The organism is Candidatus Clostridium eludens (assembly GCF_045310515.1).
In the GTDB taxonomy this organism is placed as follows: Bacteria; Bacillota; Clostridia; order Clostridiales; family Clostridiaceae; genus Clostridium_B; species Clostridium_B eludens.
This window is the reverse complement of sequence record NZ_JBJHZX010000001.1, coordinates 275,963-294,286: the sequence shown is the minus strand read 5'-3', so window position 1 is coordinate 294,286 and position 18,324 is coordinate 275,963. Positions and strand designations below refer to the sequence as shown.

At 32.4% G+C, this 18,324-nt stretch carries 19 protein-coding genes and 1 riboswitch; of the genes, 12 read left to right on the top strand and 7 right to left on the bottom strand.

Annotated elements, in window-relative coordinates; genetic code table 11:
* Positions 1-108: 108 nt before the first annotated feature.
* The 9 genes from ACJDU8_RS01405 to ACJDU8_RS01365 all read left to right on the top strand — a co-directional run bounded on the left by ACJDU8_RS01405 (position 109) and on the right by ACJDU8_RS01365 (position 8,789).
* The gene (locus tag ACJDU8_RS01405; protein ID WP_406790351.1) at positions 109-285 is read left to right on the top strand and encodes a hypothetical protein; all 177 of its coding nucleotides are present in this window, start codon (positions 109-111) and stop codon (positions 283-285) included.
* Positions 282-716: a sialidase family protein gene (locus tag ACJDU8_RS01400; RefSeq protein ID WP_406790350.1), complete on the top strand. Its 435-nt coding sequence runs from the start codon at positions 282-284 to the stop codon at positions 714-716. The genes ACJDU8_RS01405 and ACJDU8_RS01400 overlap by 4 nt, the downstream gene beginning before the upstream one ends.
* Before the next feature lie 153 nt (positions 717-869).
* The gene (locus ACJDU8_RS01395) at positions 870-1,556 is read left to right on the top strand and encodes a response regulator transcription factor (protein ID WP_406790349.1); all 687 of its coding nucleotides are present in this window, start codon (positions 870-872) and stop codon (positions 1,554-1,556) included.
* 1 nt (position 1,557) lies between these two features.
* Complete coding sequence (locus tag ACJDU8_RS01390) at positions 1,558-2,874, top strand: sensor histidine kinase (protein WP_406790348.1); 1,317 nt, start codon at positions 1,558-1,560, stop codon at positions 2,872-2,874.
* An 86-nt stretch (positions 2,875-2,960) separates the two neighbouring features.
* Positions 2,961-3,509: a helix-turn-helix domain-containing protein gene (locus ACJDU8_RS01385; RefSeq protein WP_406790347.1), complete on the top strand. Its 549-nt coding sequence runs from the start codon at positions 2,961-2,963 to the stop codon at positions 3,507-3,509.
* Positions 3,510-3,623: 114 nt separating this feature from the next.
* Entirely contained in the window at positions 3,624-5,993 is a 2,370-nt protein-coding gene (locus ACJDU8_RS01380; RefSeq protein WP_406790346.1) for a glycyl radical protein, read from the top strand.
* Positions 5,994-6,062: 69 nt separating this feature from the next.
* The gene (locus tag ACJDU8_RS01375) at positions 6,063-6,968 is read left to right on the top strand and encodes a glycyl-radical enzyme activating protein (RefSeq protein ID WP_406790345.1); all 906 of its coding nucleotides are present in this window, start codon (positions 6,063-6,065) and stop codon (positions 6,966-6,968) included.
* 247 nt (positions 6,969-7,215) lie between these two features.
* Positions 7,216-7,305: riboswitch (cyclic di-GMP riboswitch) on the top strand.
* A 105-nt stretch (positions 7,306-7,410) separates the two neighbouring features.
* Positions 7,411-7,743 (top strand): hypothetical protein, encoded by a 333-nt coding sequence (locus ACJDU8_RS01370; RefSeq protein WP_406790344.1) that lies wholly within the window; start codon positions 7,411-7,413, stop codon positions 7,741-7,743.
* A 59-nt stretch (positions 7,744-7,802) separates the two neighbouring features.
* The gene (locus ACJDU8_RS01365; RefSeq protein ID WP_406790343.1) at positions 7,803-8,789 is read left to right on the top strand and encodes a 3-oxoacyl-[acyl-carrier-protein] synthase III C-terminal domain-containing protein; all 987 of its coding nucleotides are present in this window, start codon (positions 7,803-7,805) and stop codon (positions 8,787-8,789) included.
* Between the two features lie 96 nt (positions 8,790-8,885).
* Here ACJDU8_RS01365 and ACJDU8_RS01360 read toward each other — a convergent pair whose 3' ends face one another.
* Genes ACJDU8_RS01360 through ACJDU8_RS01345 form a run of 4 tightly spaced genes read right to left on the bottom strand, consistent with a single transcriptional unit; the run spans position 8,886 to position 12,638 of the window.
* On the bottom strand, positions 8,886-10,019 hold the full coding sequence (locus ACJDU8_RS01360; RefSeq protein ID WP_406790342.1) for an ABC transporter permease: 1,134 nt from the start codon (positions 10,017-10,019) through the stop codon (positions 8,886-8,888).
* 2 nt (positions 10,020-10,021) lie between these two features.
* Positions 10,022-10,813, bottom strand: coding sequence for an ABC transporter ATP-binding protein (locus ACJDU8_RS01355; RefSeq protein ID WP_406790341.1), 792 nt, complete (start codon positions 10,811-10,813; stop codon positions 10,022-10,024).
* A 12-nt stretch (positions 10,814-10,825) separates the two neighbouring features.
* A complete protein-coding gene (locus ACJDU8_RS01350; protein WP_406790340.1) occupies positions 10,826-11,944 on the bottom strand; it encodes an HlyD family secretion protein in 1,119 nt (372 codons plus the stop codon).
* A 16-nt stretch (positions 11,945-11,960) separates the two neighbouring features.
* Positions 11,961-12,638 (bottom strand): TetR/AcrR family transcriptional regulator, encoded by a 678-nt coding sequence (locus tag ACJDU8_RS01345; protein WP_406790339.1) that lies wholly within the window; start codon positions 12,636-12,638, stop codon positions 11,961-11,963.
* Positions 12,639-13,176: 538 nt separating this feature from the next.
* On the opposite strand from ACJDU8_RS01345, the gene ACJDU8_RS01340 reads away from it, so the two are divergent.
* On the top strand, positions 13,177-13,830 hold the full coding sequence (locus ACJDU8_RS01340; RefSeq protein ID WP_406790338.1) for a TMEM165/GDT1 family protein: 654 nt from the start codon (positions 13,177-13,179) through the stop codon (positions 13,828-13,830).
* Between the two features lie 191 nt (positions 13,831-14,021).
* On the opposite strand, the gene ACJDU8_RS01335 is transcribed toward ACJDU8_RS01340, so the two are convergent.
* Positions 14,022-16,118, bottom strand: coding sequence for a DUF5301 domain-containing protein (locus ACJDU8_RS01335; RefSeq protein WP_406790337.1), 2,097 nt, complete (start codon positions 16,116-16,118; stop codon positions 14,022-14,024).
* A gap of 2 nt (positions 16,119-16,120) precedes the next feature.
* Positions 16,121-16,483 carry a BlaI/MecI/CopY family transcriptional regulator gene (locus tag ACJDU8_RS01330; RefSeq protein ID WP_406790336.1) on the bottom strand — a complete coding sequence of 121 codons (363 nt, stop codon included), beginning with the start codon at positions 16,481-16,483 and terminating at the stop codon, positions 16,121-16,123.
* Between the two features lie 204 nt (positions 16,484-16,687).
* Between ACJDU8_RS01330 and ACJDU8_RS01325 the strand changes: the two genes are divergently transcribed.
* Both ACJDU8_RS01325 and ACJDU8_RS01320 read left to right on the top strand, forming a co-directional pair.
* The gene (locus tag ACJDU8_RS01325) at positions 16,688-16,915 is read left to right on the top strand and encodes a hypothetical protein (protein ID WP_406790335.1); all 228 of its coding nucleotides are present in this window, start codon (positions 16,688-16,690) and stop codon (positions 16,913-16,915) included.
* Between the two features lie 51 nt (positions 16,916-16,966).
* Positions 16,967-17,608, top strand: coding sequence for a YidC/Oxa1 family membrane protein insertase (locus tag ACJDU8_RS01320; protein ID WP_406790334.1), 642 nt, complete (start codon positions 16,967-16,969; stop codon positions 17,606-17,608).
* Between the two features lie 79 nt (positions 17,609-17,687).
* Here the strand turns inward: ACJDU8_RS01320 and ACJDU8_RS01315 are convergent, their stop codons facing one another.
* A complete protein-coding gene (locus tag ACJDU8_RS01315; RefSeq protein WP_406790333.1) occupies positions 17,688-18,113 on the bottom strand; it encodes a DUF3842 family protein in 426 nt (141 codons plus the stop codon).
* Between the last annotated feature and the right edge of the window lie 211 nt (positions 18,114-18,324).

Genomic DNA, 18,324 nt, shown 5'->3' with positions numbered 1-18,324 from the left:
AGTAATCAGTCCACACAGGCTTGAACAAAGTAAAAGCCAGCGTCATTTAGGCGCTGGAAGTATTACGCCCTTATAGGGCTGAGCAAGCCACCTCTTTTAGGGGTGGTCATGACTGCTACCAGAAGTATTCTTAATGTTAAACAGTTTGTAATTGGAGAAATGACCACACTAAAAATTTTCCAAAAGTTTCTTTTTTTAAGATTCATTCAAGGTACAGCCGTTATAATGAAAACTGTAAGGCAGCTGCTTACAAGAAAAGTTATTTTGGAGGTATTAAAAGTATGAAAAGTAGGTTATCATTAGTTTTGGATACAACAAAAAAGAAAATGGGTGCTGCTCTTCTTTGTGCAGCATTTGCTGCTACCATAGGAACTGGAACGGTATTAGCATCAAGTTCCGCCAATTCCCTGCTTTGTAAAGTAGTGAATGGTGTTAAAAGCTATTCCACAGATGGTGGTAAGACGTGGAGTGGAAAAGCTCCTGAGGGTGTAACTGTTAAGGAAGATAAAGACAGCACAGGCGGTGTTTTAAAAGGTCTTTCACTTGAAGGTGCTATTAAAGGGGATTTAGCAGTAAAAGTGGAAAATGGTGTTAGAAGCTATTCTACGGATGATGGTAAAACCTGGAGTAAGGAGCTTCCTAAAGGTGTAACTGTAAGTGAAGACGGTAAAAAAATCAAAATGGTAAAAACACAAAGTGCAGCTGATGCTAATTAATAGCTATGAAAACTAGTCACTGTGAGATTACAGACTTACCTAGATAAAAAGAACATTATAAAGCAATTCAAAACAAGGAGTTTCATGGCAGTTCCTTGTTTTGGATGCATCCTATTTTTACTAGCTTAAACTTATGGATAAGGAGATATAAAAATGAGAATTTTGATGGTGGAAGATGAAAAGTATATGGCAGAGGCAGTAGCTCAAGTTCTTAAAAGAAATCACTATAGTGTTGATTTGGAGTATGATGGTGAAAGTGGACTGGACTGTGGGCTTTCAGGCATTTATGATATAATAATTCTAGATATTATGCTTCCTAAAATGGATGGTATAAGCTTACTTAAAGAATTACGTGGAAATGGTATTGAAACCCCTGTAATTTTGTTAACAGCAAAGGGTGAAACAGAAGATAAAGTAAGAGGACTAGACAGCGGTGCGGACGATTATTTAGCAAAACCCTTTCAGGCGGAAGAATTATTAGCCCGTTTGCGGGCTTTAGGGAGAAGGAAAAGTGAATTAGTAAATGACGGCATTTTAAAATATGGAGATATGGAATTAGATCCTCTTAATCTGAAGTTAAGCTGTAGAAAACAGGAATTCCAATTGACCTTAAAAGAATGTCAATTGTTAGAATTGTTAATCAAAGGAAAAGGCATTATAATTTCGAAGAATGCTATTGTTGAAAAACTGTGGGGTTACGAAACTGATGTGGAATATAATAACGTAGAAGTTTACATATCCTTTCTACGAAAAAAGTTAAAAAATATTAAGTCAAATGTTTTTATCCAAACAGTACGGGGAGCAGGATATGTTATAGGTATGGAAAAGGGTGGCAAGTAATATGTTTAAAAGGTTGCGTAATAAGTTTCTCATTCTTAATATGTCAATTATTTCAGTGATGATGATTACGGCATTTGCTGTTATTTATATGATAACTTATAACAATATGAAAATGGAGAATCAGAATAAGCTACTTTCATTACCTGTTATCAGGTTTGAAGGCAGTAGTAATTCACCAAAAGCCAATGGCAGTGTTTCTGCTGGATTACATATAATTCGCAATATTCCTTCCGATTATTCTCTTTCCTTCTCTATAAGAGTAGATTCAGATGGCAAGATATCAGATATTGATTCCTATATTGATATGTCTGATGAAAGCTATCACAAAGCAGCTGAGCTTGCCTGGAATAATAAAAAAAATAATTCTACAATAAACCTTGATGGTAAGCTGTGGGAGTATACTTTATCACCTATTATCGAAAATCACGTAATTTTTCAAAATGGCCAGCAACCAATAAATACCATGAACAATGGTGGATATGAGATTAAATTTTTAGATGTTACGGATACACATAAGACACTAGGAGAACTATTAGCTACTTTCATTCTTGTAGGTATTATTATGCTCATTGTTATATTTATCATTAGTCTTTATTTTGCTAATCGTGCCATTAAACCTATTGCAGAGGTATGGGAAAAGCAAAAGCAGCTTGTGGCTGATGCTTCTCACGAGCTTAAAACTCCCCTTGCCATTATAAATGCAAATTCAGATGCGCTCCTTGCAAATGAAGAAGAAACAATCAAAAGTCAGAAAAAATGGATTAATTATATAAAAACTGAAATTTGCAGAATGACAAAACTGATAAATGATCTCTTGTATTTGGCTAAAACTGAGAATGCAAGTATACGCAAGATTTACTCATCCATAAATATAAGCAGCATTGCAAACAATGTAGTGCTGTCAATGGAAGCTGTTGCTTTTGAAAAAGGTATTAAGCTTTCTCATAAAGTAGAACAGGATATAATGGTAAAAGGTGATTCGGAACAAATTAAACAAGTTGTTATGATTTTACTTGATAATGCCATAAAATATACAGATGAAAAAGGATATATTAATATATCATTGAAAAAAACAAAACGCTATATTGTATTTTCTATTAAAAACAGTGGAAAGGGAATATCCAAACAAGATCTTCCCAAGCTATTTGACAGGTTTTACAGGGTGGATCCATCCAGAACTCATGAAAATGGCGGCTATGGATTAGGGCTGTCCATTGCAAAGGCTATTATAGATAGTTTGGGTGGTAGTATTTATGCTGAAAGTGTAGAGAATGAGAGTACTACTTTTACTTTTACACTTGGAATTTATGCATTATAATGTGTTAATAATCTTTTCATTGATATTGACAAGTAATTATTTAGCTGATATTTTTAAGTGACAACCTTAAGAAAGGCTGATGTAAATTGAATGATCCAACATCTAATATAGGCTCCGTTTTAAAGAGAGTGAGATTTGAAAGGGGATTGACTTTAGAGGAAGCAGCTAAGCTCACTGAAGTGAGTAAGGCAATGCTTGGCCAAATTGAAAGAGGCGAATCAAATCCTACAATATCAATATTATGGAAGATTTCTACAGGGCTTAAAATTTCATTTTCCGAAATATTAGGGAGTGAAACCAATAATTTTCAATCAATATCAATAGATAGTATAAAACCTGTATATGAATCAGATGGGAAAATGATATTATATGATGTATTTCCGTTTAATCCAATATCAGGATTTGAATATTTTTATATTAAACTGCTTCCTGGTGCTGAACATATTTCCACACCACATCAAAATTCAGCGGAAGAATATGTTGTGGTAACAAAAGGCACTGTAGTGATAACTGTAGAAGACCAAACTTTTGAACTTACTGCTCCTTCAGCATTAAAGTTTAAGGCAAACAGAAATCATACCTATAGTAACCCATATGATATTGAAGCTGTATTTCAAAATATAGTTAAATATTGAAATAAACCCAGAGTATCATTAAAAATGTATTCTGGATTTATTTTAGAAATTTTGTATGTTATAACGCATAAAATATGTGATAAAATAAATTAAAAATGAAAGGAGATAAAAAATATGATTGCACGGAGAATTGAATCCCTAAGACAGAATTATATAAATGTAAAGCCAGCAATTTCATACCAAAGAGCTAGGATTTGGACAGAGTCCCACAAGAAAACAGAGGGTGAATCAATTCCTATAAGAAGAGCCAAGGCGTTTAGAGACACTTGCCAGCAAATTGATGTTAATATTTTTTATGGAGAACTTATTGTTGGTGCCATTGGAGAATTCCGAAAATGTGGTATCTTGACTCCAGAGTTCTCCTGGAGCTGGGTAGATAGGGAAATGGACAATTTTCACGAAAGAGTTCAAGATCCATACGTTATGACAGATAATCAAAGGGCATTTGTGAGAAAAAATATATTTCCGTATTGGAAAGGAAAATCCTTGGAAGAGACATTTTTAGCACAATTATCTAAAGAAACTGCAAAGGTTGTAGTGGATACTGGTTTTGTTGATAATGATTCAAAATGGAGACAGGCTGTTGGCGAAATAACACCTGATTATCAAGATGTTCTATTTAAAAAAGGTTTTGGGGGTATTATTACACAAGCAAAAGAGAATATTTCCAAGCTTTCTCTTACTTCAGCAGAAGATATGAAAAAGAAAGATTTCTACGATTCTATAGTAATTACCTCCCAAGGAATTATTATACTTGCAAATAGATATGCTGAAAAAGCTAGAGACATGGCTGGTGTAGAAAATGATGACGTGAGAAAAAAAGAACTTTTAAAAATTGCTGAAATATGCAGCAAAATACCTGAAGAGGCTCCTAGTACTTTTTATGAAGCTATTCAGTTTGTCTGGTTTACACAAGTTGGTGGAATAATATCTGAAAATCCGCTGGCACTTAACATAGGGAGATTTGACCAGTTTATGTATCCATACTATAAATCTGATATTGATAGAGGAATTATGACAAAGGATCAAATACAGGAGCTTATTGAATTACTTTGGATAAAGTTATCTGAATGGGTTTGGACAATTTCTGCAAATACTGCTGAATTTTTTGCGGGATATAATCAATTTCAAAATCTTACAGTTGGCGGTAAAACAAGAGAGGGAAAAGATGCTACAAATGATCTTTCATATATGTGTTTGAAAGCCACCGAAAGAGTGAAAACCCACCAACCAGGTCTAAGTGTTAGAATTCATCAGGACTGCCCTAGTAGTTTTTTAGATGCGGTTACTTATTTAGTAAGTAAGGGTACTGGATTTCCTGCAATCCATAATGATGCTGCAGGTTATCAAATGCTCATAAATGCAGGCTATGAACCAGAAGATGCTAGAGATTGGAATAACTGTGGCTGTGTAGTACCACATTTTCGTAAAACTGGTGAATGGACTTCAGCAGTAAATATTAGTTTTACTGCAGCTTTAGAATTTGCACTAAATAGAGGCAAAAGCAGGATCAATGGTGAGAAAATAGGTTTAGATGAGAAAGATCCAATGAGTTTTGAGTCCTATCAGGAGGTTGAAAAAGCCTTCTATAAACAATTTGATAATTTAATTGAACACTCGATCATAGCTACTTTATTAGCACAGAAACTTCATAAGGAAATGGTTCCAAGACCATTTTTATCCTCCTGTATAGAAGATTGTATGATAAAAGGCAAGGACTTAGTTGATGCTGGTGCAAAATACAACATAGGGCCTGTGCTCACAGGCATAGGCCTTGCGGTTACAGCTAACTCTCTTGCAGCAATTAAGAAACTTGTTTTTGAAAATAAAGTTACCACAATGGAAACTTTGATAAAGGCACTTAATGCAAACTGGGAGGGTTATGAAGAGTTAAGACAATTAGCTATTGCATCACCAAAGTATGGAAATGATATAGACTATGTTGATGATATTGCTATTAAAATAGCAAATCATTATTACAAAGCGGGGCACCAATATAAGGATATTAATGGTAATAATTTCATCACTGCCTTTATGGGGATTTCTAATTATTTGCCAGCAGGAAAAGTTGTTGGAGCAACCCCGTGTGGCAGAAAGGCTAAAGAACCATTGTCTGAAGGTGTATCACCATTTGCAGGTTCTGATACCTCTACCCCATTGGCAGTCATGCGTTCAGCAGCAAAAATTAATCAGGATGTACATTCTGGTGGAACACTATTAAACTTAAGATTGAATGAGAATTTAGTAGATACTAAAAGGGGACAAAGTAACTTGGGAGCAATGATTCAAGCTTTCTTTTCTCTAGGAGCATTCCATGTTCAGTTTAATACCATATCCACTGAAACAATGCTTAAAGCTCAAGATAATCCTGAGGACTATAAAGATTTGTTAGTTAGAGTTGCAGGATACAGTACACAATTTGTTAATTTATCCAGGTCAATGCAAGATGCAATTATTGCAAGAACAGTTCATGAAAATTATTAGAATTACAATAAAGACATAGTTTTAAGCTGTGTCCCTTTCTAATATTTCATTTTGAGCAAGGAGGAATTTATGAATAGTATAAGTGGGTACTTTATGGAACCTCAGAATTTTTCTGTTAATGATGGGAATGGAATCAGAACGATTATTTTTTTTGCTGGCTGTCCTCTTAGATGCCAATGGTGTTCCAATCCAGAAAGTTGTACAGATTCTAACAAGATTGCATACCATGAAAAGACCTGCATAGGATGTGGAAGGTGTGTTCAAGTATGTCCACATGGAGTAAGTATAAATTTAAACCAGATTGTTCAACGAAAAAAATGCAAATCTTGCGGACTTTGCACAGAGGTATGTCCAACTAATAGTAGAAAAAATTTGATTTATCACTATAATAGTGAACAGATATTAAAAGTAATAGAAAAACAAAGAGTATTTTATAGATATTCAAAGGGTGGAGTTACCTTTTCTGGAGGTGAAGCAACCCTGCAAATAGACATGTTGAGAGAACTTGTAAATAAACTCTATGATAAATCTGTAGATTTAGCTATTGAAACTTCTGGCTACTTTCAATTTGACAACGTGAAAGATATATTGGAAAAATTAAATTTAATATTTATAGATATAAAGCATATGGATAATGATAAACATAGATTCCATACAGGAGTTGGCAATGGAAGGATATTAGAGAATATATCAAGACTTAAAGAATTAAAAGTACCTGTGGTAGTTCGCATACCAGTAATTGATGGAGTAAATTCAAGTATAGAGAATATTAGAAAAACTGCTAAATTTGTTAAAGTTAATATAGATAAATCAAAGTTAGAGCTATTACCATATCACTTATTTGGAAATAGTAAATATGAAGTCCTTGGGTTAAAAAAGCCCTCCAAACAGTTTAAAACTCCATCGAAGGAAGACTTAAGAGAGTTATATAAAATAGTTAAAAATGAGGGTGTTGAGGTAGTAAGTTATAAGTAGGATTAAAGAAGTTATTTGGGTGTGCAGTAGTGCTTATCTCTCACAGTGAATAATATGGCAGTATTAGCTAATTACCCCATTGGAATAAAAAAATTTATAATATGCATACAGATAATATCTTGAGAAAATTGCTTGCCACTTCTAATATTTCTTTTTACAAATCTACAAAAAATGAAAAATTAAGGTAAACTTTATATATTATTCTTGAAAATTGTAAAATTTAGATGTAAAATTATGAATAAATATATATTGACAATGGCACACTTATCGAAAGGTAAGGTCGCAAAGCTATGGGTCTAAAGAAAATTTATTTTTCTATGATTGCCAGGTTGCCAAAATTATAATTATAAGAATTAATATATTATGTTTACATTTTGGTGCCTATAGCTATATAGGCACCTTTTAATTTTTAAATAAATGAAAGGATAGGTGTATTAAAGATATGAAAAAACATGAGATGGCTTTGAATAAGGCCAAAAAAGAGTTCAATGTAAAAATATGGGGTATGTATGAAGCAAGTGATGCTAAGAGTTTCATTGAGGAATTTAAAAAAATAGTATCAACTATACAAACTGCTGATTATATTTTGTGTTTTGATTCCCAAGAATTAAAAGTTTCTACTCGAGATATGGTGCCAATGCTGGAAAGTTGTTTTAAAATGTATAAAGATTTAAATTTTAAGAAAGTTATAATGAAAGCGGGAAATAATGCAACTTTAAAAATGCAGTTAACAAGAATAGGTAGAAATGTAGGGCTTAATGTTGAAGTAATTTAACAACTTACATATGAAGGTTTAGATTGAATTTTATCATTTATTATTCAAGGAGGCTAACAATGGGCGTAAAATTAAGTTGTATTGATATTTGTCATGGTTCTAAGGTTGTTTCAAATGATTTTTATTTAAAGCACTTTGAGAAGCAAGGCAAAAACGTAGAGCATTTGTTAATAGATATAATGGGTAGAGATAAAAGATTTATGTTTGATGATAATGAGACAACTCTATCTTTAGCGTTAAAAGTATCAAAATCTGCATTAGCTAAGGCCAACTTCACAGGTAATGATATAGACATAATAATATATTCTTCTATATTATCGGAATATATTTCACCATCTATGGCAATTTTGTTACATAAGGAGTTAAATGCGGGAAGAAATGTAATGTGTTTTGATATGAATGCTAATTGTGCTGGTATGACTGTTGCTTTAGAATGTGCCTCAAATTATTTGATGACATCAAATCGAGCAAAAAAAGCTCTAATTGTTGGTTGTGATGATTTGAATTCTTTACTTGATCCCAATAATGAACTTTGTTATGGTAATTATGGACATGCTGCTTGTGCAATAGTTTTGGAGAAGGTAAGTGAGGATTGCGGGGTATTGGATACAGAGTATTATATAAATACAGAAGAGAGTGAGAATGCTATGTGTCCAAGTTCAGGATTTTCCAGTTTCTTTAAATCACGAGATGTAGATGAATTTTATTTGAAGTGGATTCCATTTGATGGAGGGGCTTGCGTTTACCCTGCCGTGGACATTATAACCAGCATGTTAAACCAGAAAGGGTTAACCAAAGATAATGTTAGTATGTTTTGTTTTTCACAGTTTGCATTTGTAAATATAAAGACTATAAGAGAACTTATGGACATAGATGAAGACAAGAGTATTTATATAGGTGATAAGTATGGATATACTAGTACAAGCAGTCCTTTTATAGCATTATATGAAGCTATAGAACAAGGCAAAGTTAAAAGAGGAGATTATATAGTATTTTGGACTATTGGCACAGGATCTGAAAGTATAGTAATGCTTTATAAATATTAAGGCATTCAAAAATTTTGATCAAGCTATTCTAAGGCTCAGGTGGAGTTTGCTCATAAGGAATGTCTTTCTTCATCTGAACCTTAGAAAAATTTGATATTAGTCCAATGTTTTGCTGAATTTAACCATTGTTAAGCCTACAATAATAACAATTGATATACTTAAGGATAATATAGGACCTATAATATATGATACACCTACGCCTTTTACTATTATTGCTCTTAGAATTTGCAGAAAATAGGTTAGCGGCAAAGCACAGCTTATAAGATAGATTATTTTAGGCATGGCCTCTCTTGGGAACATAAATCCTGACAGAAGTACACTGGGGAGTAAAAGTGCTAGAGAAGCCTGCATTGCCTGCAGCTGGGTTTTGGCCACAGTGGAGATAAGCATACCTATAGCCAGGGAGCATATGAGAAATAAAGTTCCAAGTGTTATAAAAAGTGCCACACTTCCCTTTACCACTATACCAAATAATAAATTTCCAAGAATCAATACAGTTATCATATTGAGAAAGCCAATTATTGTGTAGGGTATCAATTTTCCCACTACAAGTTCAAAGGAACTAATGGGTGTCATAATAAGCTGCTCCATGGTTCCCTTCTCTCTTTCCCTTACCATTGCAAAAGAAGTTAATATAACAGTAATATTTTGAAGGATGAGTCCCATAACACCGGGTACATTAAACTTACTGCTTTCCAATGTAGGATTGTATAGTACAAGAGGCTTTATGCTTGTCCCTATGCTTGAGGACATATTACGTCCTGATTTTTTGACTTCCACCTCCTGCATTTTAGCTGAATAGTTATTTCCTATAAGCATGGAGTAAGACATGGCAGTTCTTGCTATAGTGGGGTCAGAACCATCCACTAGAACCTGAACTTTTGCCGTTTCATTCCTATCCAATGTTCTCGCATAGTCAGGTGGTATTACAATTCCTACTTTTACTTTTCCCATGTCAATATACTTCTCTACTTCATTAGGGGAATCAGCTGAGCCGTAAAGTTTAAAATAGTATGAGTTTATAAATGCATTTACAAGTTGTCTGCTTTCTACAGTTTTGCTGCCGTCGTACACCATCAGGTTCACGTCATTTACATCTGTATTTGCTGCAAATCCAAATAAAAGCAGCATCATTATGGGCATCACAAGAGCTATAACCAGGCTCGGTTTATCTCTTTTTATGTGAATAAATTCCTTCTTTGTAACTGTAAGTAATCTTTTGAGCTTCACTTTTAAACACCTCCCTTTTCATTTCTTATTTGTTTCAATTCATTAAAGGAAGATACTACTTCTCTATTTGAAAGCTCTTTAACATATTTAATGAATATATCCTCAAGATTTTCCGTACCATTTTTTTTGTATAGATTTTCAGGGGAATCTATTATTATCAGCTTGCTGTTAAATATAAAACCAATTATATCACAAATAGATGCCTCATCCATGTAATGGGTAGTCACAAGTACAGTAATTCCATCTGATACCAGAGTACTTATTGTATACCAGAACTCTCTTCTTGATACTGGGTCTACTCCTGCAGTGGGTTCATCAAGAATCAATAGGCTGGGATTGTGTATTAGAGAACATCCAAGGGCTAGTCTCTGTTTCCATCCCCCAGAAAGTGTTCCAGCCAGACTTTTTTCTTTTCCCTTAAGATTGGCCATGTCAATAAGTTCTTTTTTTCTTAGCTCAAGCCTTTCTTTTGGGAGCATATATATATTGCCATAGAAATTTAAGTTTTCTTCTACAGTGAGATCCTCGTAAAGGCTGAATTTTTGAGACATATATCCAATATTTTGCTTTATCTTTTCAGAATCTTTAAGGAGATCATATCCTAAAACAGAGCCTTCACCTGAGGTAGGCTTCAGTACTCCACATATCATCCTTATGGTAGTAGATTTTCCTGAACCATTTGGGCCTAAGAAACCAAATATTTTTCCTTTAGGAATGCGGAAAGAAAGGTTATCTACAGCTGTAAAATCTCCAAATTTTTTTGTAAGATTATTGATGGAAATTGCATACTCCATAGTAATTCTCCTTTACTTTAGGTTAACATCTAAAAGCATGCCGGATTTCACAGCTTCAAGATTATCTAGTATTTTTATTTTTACTTCATATACGAGCTTCGTCCTATCTTCCTTGGTTACAATATTCATAGGTGTAAATTCTGCTGATGGTGATATATAAGATATTTTTCCTTTTATCACCTTATTTTTTATAAAATCGCTCTTCATATTTACTTCTTTATTAAGCTTTATATATGGAAGTATTTTTTCTGGAACATATATTTTTATATACATATTATTACTATCAAGAAGAGTTACAATTGGAGAACCTTGAGATACATATTCTCCTTTTTTAAAATTAACTGTTTCAACAATTCCGTCTGCTGCAGCTTTTATGCTGCTTTTATCTAAAGCAATTTTAGATAAATCTAAGTTCTGCTGGGCCTGGTCAATACCATATTGGGCTGTAGCTTTGTCCCTGTCTGTAGCGCTATTAACTAAAAGATTAAGTTTATCAGTAGCGGCTCCCAGCTGAGCCTTATAATTATCTATTTGTGCATTTGCAGATGTCAGGGCACTTTTTGCATTATTTAAAGCTGTTTGGGCATTGTCTAAATTGTTTTTTGTTGTATCGAAATTTTCATTGGACTCATAGCCTTTTTGATTAAGAACTAATTCATTGTCGTATATTTTTTTTCTATAATCGTAATTAGTTTGGGCATTATCCAGATTGTTCTGTGCGGTTTCTAACCCAGCTTCACCCTGATTCACCAGTGCCTCACTCTGTTTAACTAACTCTTTTTGTGCGTTTATATCTTCAGCTCTGCTGCCATCGGTAATTTTCCCCAATTCATTTTCTGCATTTTGAACTGAGGTGTTTGCCTGATCCACATTAATTGTGTTTTCGTTCGAATCAAGAATGGCCACTATGTCCCCAATCTTAACTTTAGTACCTTCTTCCACTTTAACATCCTTTATTCTTCCTGATATTTCACTGGTTGCGTTTAATTCATCAGCTTCAACGGTACCGGAGAATTGAAATTCATCAAAATTTTTATCCATGGTGTTTTTAATGATAAAAAATGTTGATAAGCTTATTAAAATTACAGCAAAAATAATAACTGGTCTCATGTTCTTTAATTTATTATTCACAAGCCTCTCTCCTTTATTATTTTTTCTTAATACCATTAAGTAAAATATCTACCAATTTATCTACTTCCTTTTTGTCTCCATCTCCAGCGAAATATTCAGGGAAAACACTGCTTAAAAATATATAACCTCCTATGGTGCTTATTATACTTCTTAATATAAAAGAAGGCTCCATATCTCTTATTTCACTTTTGGCAACATAATCACCTATAAATTTTTTTATTACTGGAAAGGCTTTAGATATTATCTCTTCTTTAAGTATATTTAAAAGTTCTGGTTGGTAAGATGCCTCTACCAGTACGGTCTTGATTAACGGAAGGTTTTTTCGCACAAGGTCTATTCTATCAGCTATAAGTTCTCTGAGTACTTCATCTATAGTTTTGTTTTCACTGTTTTCCATTATTTTTATGGCAGACTCTAGTACAAAGGGTCTCATAAATCTTGTTGCAAAAGGAATTATAAGTCCCATAAGTAAATCTTTCTTTGTCTTATAATATCTAAATATTGTTCCTTCAGCTACATCGGCTTCTTTTGCAATTTCGCTGGTTCTGCTGCTTCCATAACCGTTTTGAGAAAAAACTTTAATGGCTGCATTTAGAATTTGCCACTGTCTTTCTGTAAATTCATTATCATCCAGATTGCTATCCCTTAAAAAGTTTTGAAAAATTTCTTCATAATTATTATCTTGAAAATCCATATAATTCCTCCTTGCCAATGAATGAGTAATCACTCATTTTAAATTTACTACTTTTTAATGCAGTTGTCAATAAAAAGTGTTGAGGTTAGCATTTTATATTGATTATTTGCAAATTTTATGATAACATTACTATTAATATAAATAATAGAAAATTAGAAGTTAAAAGGGAGTAGCTGCCTATAATGGTGGTAAAGTCAACATGCTGACTTTTTAGTCTGGCTTTACCGTGGCTGTTTCAGTCAAGTGAGACTTTTAACACAATGGTTTTATCATTGTGCTTGAAGTCTTTTTTAGTGTAATTATTTATCCGAACGCTACCATTGCTAACCCCCCCCATCTTTCTCAAAGTGGGGGGATAAGCACTGCTTATGCGCCTGGATAAGTTCTTCTAAGGTTCAGATGGAGAAAAGTATTTCTCATAAGCAAACTCCACCTGAACCTAAGAATCACTTTATTCTAAAAAGGATTTTGCACAGGGTAGGATTTTATTGTGTGAAAAGTCTTTTTTATTTACTAATTTTTAAAGGGAGGTCATCAAATGACAGTAATTATTAAAGCATTATTACTTGTAGTTGTAGCAGAAATGGGTGATAAAACTCAACTGCTTGCTATGGCTATGGCCAGTAAGTACAAAGTAAAGCAGGTATTAATAGGTGTGCTTGTGGCTACAATTTTCAATCATGCCATTGCAGTAGCAGTAGGAAGTTATTTGAGCTCAGTTATACCAATGAATATAGTAAAGATTGTAGCTGCAATATCTTTTCTAGTCTTTGGACTTTGGACCTTAAGGGGAGATAAAATTGATGAAGAAAGTGAAAAGAAACATAAATTTGGACCAATTATTACAGTGGCTGCAGCTTTTTTTCTGGCAGAGATGGGTGATAAGACACAACTTATGACAATAGCAATATCGGCGCAAAGTCATCAACCAATTTTTATATTAATCGGGACAACAGTTGGTATGTTAATTGCTGATGGCATAGGTATCATAGGTGGTGCATGGATGGGCAGACATATACCTGAAATATACATAAAATGGGTGGCAGGAGTTATATTTATGTTTTTTGGAACCATTACTATGTATAATGTCCTTCCTTTATGGTTAATTAATCCTGTATATATAATTCCATATTTCTTAGTACTGGGAATATTGATATATATATTTGGAGTTAAGCTTGCATACCACAGTTAATTTTGGACAACTACTAATATGCTTCCTTTAGAATATAAGGTTAAAGTAATAAAGCTGTTTATCTAAAGGGAGCATTTTTATCCGAAGGCTGCAATTAGCTAATACTTCCATCTTCTTCAAAGTGGGAGATAAGTACTGCAAACTAAAAAGCACTTGATGCCATAAAAAAGTAAATAGAATCTGGGGTTTGTTTATTTTTGGATAGCATAGAGAAAATATGAATCTACCCAATTGTTAGAATTTTTAGAGAGCAGGCTTTTATCTATATCATTAAAGGTTACTTTGTTATCTTCTAATAAATATACAAATTTGTATATTGACATATCAAAGGTTTTAATATACTTAAATCTGAATTTATAATAAAAGCCAGGAGTTCCTGAATAATAAGCTGTCGGAATATATTTAACCCCATAATAGTTTTCCCCGTCATACATTACCTCCGTTATATCCAGAATCTCTTTCGAATAACTATCTGGCATTTGGTGAATAATCTTGATGGAGGATTTTTTCCCTTTCTCAGTGTCAGATATAAATTTGTTTGCCAATTCACTGCCCTTGTTTACTAAACCATCCCCGTCTAGAATACAGGAGTTGTCGATGGTATTTTGTAGAAAATATTTTTTTGAATCTAATGATAGTTGATTTTTTATATTTTCATAATAATTTTCAGATACAATCAGTGTATGAAGCTTTTCATAGGTTTCTTTTGTAATTTCATGGATAAACTCATAGGGGCTTTCTACATAATATTTTCTATTCTTTTCATATATATAATAAGTTTTATTATTATTTTTTATCTTATCGTAATTAGCTACTAAAGGTACATCATTTACGCTCTGAGTATTAGTTTTTTTACCTTCTTCAAGTAATATAGGAAGAGAATAAGTGGTTACAAATTTAGTCATAATTTCTTTATATATTGTATCAAATCTTTCAAAGTTAATAGAACTTTTCCATAAATCTTTGCCCAGAGTATTGTTTAACAAGGCTCTGTTTATCTTAATTGTTCTATCTGGTAGACCTTTTGCTTCTGATGTTAATACGAAATTAATGTAGTCGGCATTACCTACCAAAGAAAATATTATGGCGGCATTTTCATCAAAAATCAGTTGATTTTCTTTTCTTAGGAAGGATTCTTTAATATCATTTGTAGTTTCATAAGTTATTTGAATTCCATAGGGTTCTTTATCCGTAAAAAGCTTTATCTTTGCATGGTGTAGGGTTTCTGGTGCAGGAAGAGAATTTATTATATTAAGTACCTTGCTGTTATCCCCTACATAGGGAGTTCTATATTTGTATATTTTTTCTGTAAAGTCGTTTTTCTCTGATTTTAAGGAGCCTGAAGGGTTAGTAATAAGTCCAATGCTAATAAGTATAAGAGCTATTATGGAGGCTGCTATTACCCAAAAAACGGGTCTTTTATAATTAAGTATATTTTTAATTCTTGTCTTTGTGTTGTTTTCACCAAAGGCTAGAGGGTTTCCCTTTATGGTATTTTTGTTTACTGAAAGGGATAATAAAGATGTACTGTAGTCCTTTTTTATTTGTATTCCAAATTCTTTTAATACTCTTTCATCACAGGACATTTCCATATCCTTGCTCATAAGCATAAAACTAATCCATACAAGAGGATTGAACCAGTGAAGGCATAAAGCCAAAAATGCAGTGGGCTTTATTAGGTAATCAAATCGTTTTATATGGATTTGCTCATGCTTTAAAATGTAATTCTGTTCTGTTTTTTTAAGTCCTATGGGAAGATAAATTTTAGGTTTTATAAATCCTAGTACAAAAGGAGAAGAGATATTTTCACACTGAAAAATATTATCTTTTACAATTACAGAAGTACAAACTTTATGTTTTAAGATTAAATAGGATATTATGCTATAAACTATCAGAGAAATAAATCCTAAAACCCAAATTATAGATAAAATACCATATATGGAGTTATTACCAGCGTGACTTGTTAAACCTAGCAGTGAAGTATTTACAGATGAGTTAACATCATACCCTCCAGTGTTGATTCCAGGTTGTGATATTAGCTTTACACTGGAGGGTATGTATTCAATTTTGTTTGAGTGTGAACTAGGTATTTTTAAAAAGCTGAAGGCAGAGGAGAAAGAAAAAGGACATATAAGTCTAAATAATACAACAGCCCACAGGTTGTACGAAAAAATTTTAGGAACTTTTTTAAAAAATAGTCGCACCACGAGAACAAATAGAATTGCATAGCTTGCTGTAATGCTCATGTTTATTACATTAATGAATAATTTACATAGAAAAAGCTTCATTTTTACTCCTCCTCATAGCTGTCGATTAACTTCTTCAGTTCTTCAGCCTCTTGTTTGCTTAGTTTTTTATCATTCATAAATGCTGTTATAAACTGAGGCAGCGAACCATTAAAGGTCTGATTGATAAATTGTTGGCTTTTAAATTTCTGTATTTGCTGCTGGTTTATAAGTGATGTTACAATTGAGTTGTCATTTTTTAGTATTCCACGTTGGCACAATTTTTTCAAAACGGTGTAAGTTGTAGACTTTTTCCAGCCAAGAGTTTGCTCACAAAGTTTTACAAGTTCACCAGAACCAAGAGGCTCGTATTCCCAAACAATACTTGCAAAATGGTATTCACTTTCACAGAGTTTCAGTTGTTCCATTACATATGTCCTCCCTTTGGTCTATAATAATAGACTCATTATATTTTTAGTCTATCATTATAGACCAAGTGTGTCAAGATAATAAATGGAATAATTTGTAAGTGAAATTGTATTTGTGTTAAAATGGTGATATTCTATATGATATGTAGAGAATAAAGAAAGTGCAGAAATGAAAATCTGTGTTTAGAGGTAAGAGGTAGTTTAATGAAAATAGATACTGTATTAATAATACAAATTATTATGATTTTTTTATGTGTTGCAAGTATTATGGTCTATGTTAGAATCATCTATAGAAAGACTGTAAGTTATTTTTATGATGAATATGGAAGATCTAGCCTAATACAAATACTACAGTATCTAAAAAAATTACAGCCTAAAGACTATTTAGTTTATGAAAAATATAAAATATGGTGGTATTATGTATATTTTTAGATAAGATGATGTTTAAAGTAAATCTAAATATTGAATAAGGAGAGGATTTATATGAACATTATTTTAGATATACTAAATACTGCATTAAGTTATTTCTTTAATATAACAGGAGATTATGGCATAAGTATAATTTTACTTACTGTACTAGTAAGGATTATTCTTCTGCCAATGTCCTTAAAACAAAGGAAAAGTATTTACCAGCAGCAGGTTCTATCTAAAAAAATAGAAAAGTTGAGAATAAAATATAAACATAATAAAGATAAATTTCAACAGGAAATGGAAAAACATTATAAACAAAATACCAAAAATATGTTTGGATGTCTTGTTACTTTACTGCAATTACCTGTAATATCTTCATTGTTTATTGTTTTCAATAAAATGCCGGCACAGTTTGGAACTGTTATTGTTCCTTGGATAGCAAATATGAAAATGCCAGATAACTATTTTATTATTCCAATTATTTATACTTTTATTTCGTTAAGCCCAAACTTTATAGCATATATACCATTTTTGAGAATAGTTAAAGAAGTACAGGTACAAAAAATAAATCTTGTTGTTACAAGTATTATAAGTATATTAATAACAGTTAAAGCGCCAATAACTATAGGAATTTACTTAATCACCACAGGTTTATTTTCATTGTTTGAAGAAATAATATACAGACTATATATGAAGAATAGATGTTTGAATTAGGGTATGTTTTAATATGGTGTTGATATTTAAGCACTTTTTAAGGGAAGTTATTAAACTTCCCTTATTGAACATTAGTTAGCTATGTATTACATGATATGGTATTTTTTATATCAAGTACAATTTCTTCAATTATATCTTTAATCTGCAGATTTCTTGTACCTGGTATATAAATACCATGTTTTTGTAATGGCAGTATATATTTGGTGCAATTTATAGTAAATATTGATTTAGAAATCATAGGTGTAATCTCTCCATTTATGCCACCGCTGCAAATTATTCCAATTGGACCTATTATGCTGTCAATTTTATTTGTTTTAAAAAATGAGCAAATTGCTCTTTCTCCACTTATGCCAGTATCGGCACCTGCTTTTGTCATATTTGAGGTGGCAAATGTATTTGTACCAAGTGCAATTATGTAGACTTTATTGGATAATTCTTTACGGATTTTTTTTATTATTGTTTGTCCAAGACCTGCTCCTTGTGCGTCTATTACAGCGATTCTCATAATAATGCCTCCTAAAAATCAATTATGATACAATAGACATTGATTTTATATTCTAAATATTATTATATAATAAAATATAATTATGTTCTATTTTAACTGAAGTTCTATTTGGGAGTATTAGCCAATTACCGCGTTGGGATAAAAACAAGAATTGAAAAATGAAGTGAATATTTACAAATTCCAAATCATATAGTATCATAAAAGTGTATAC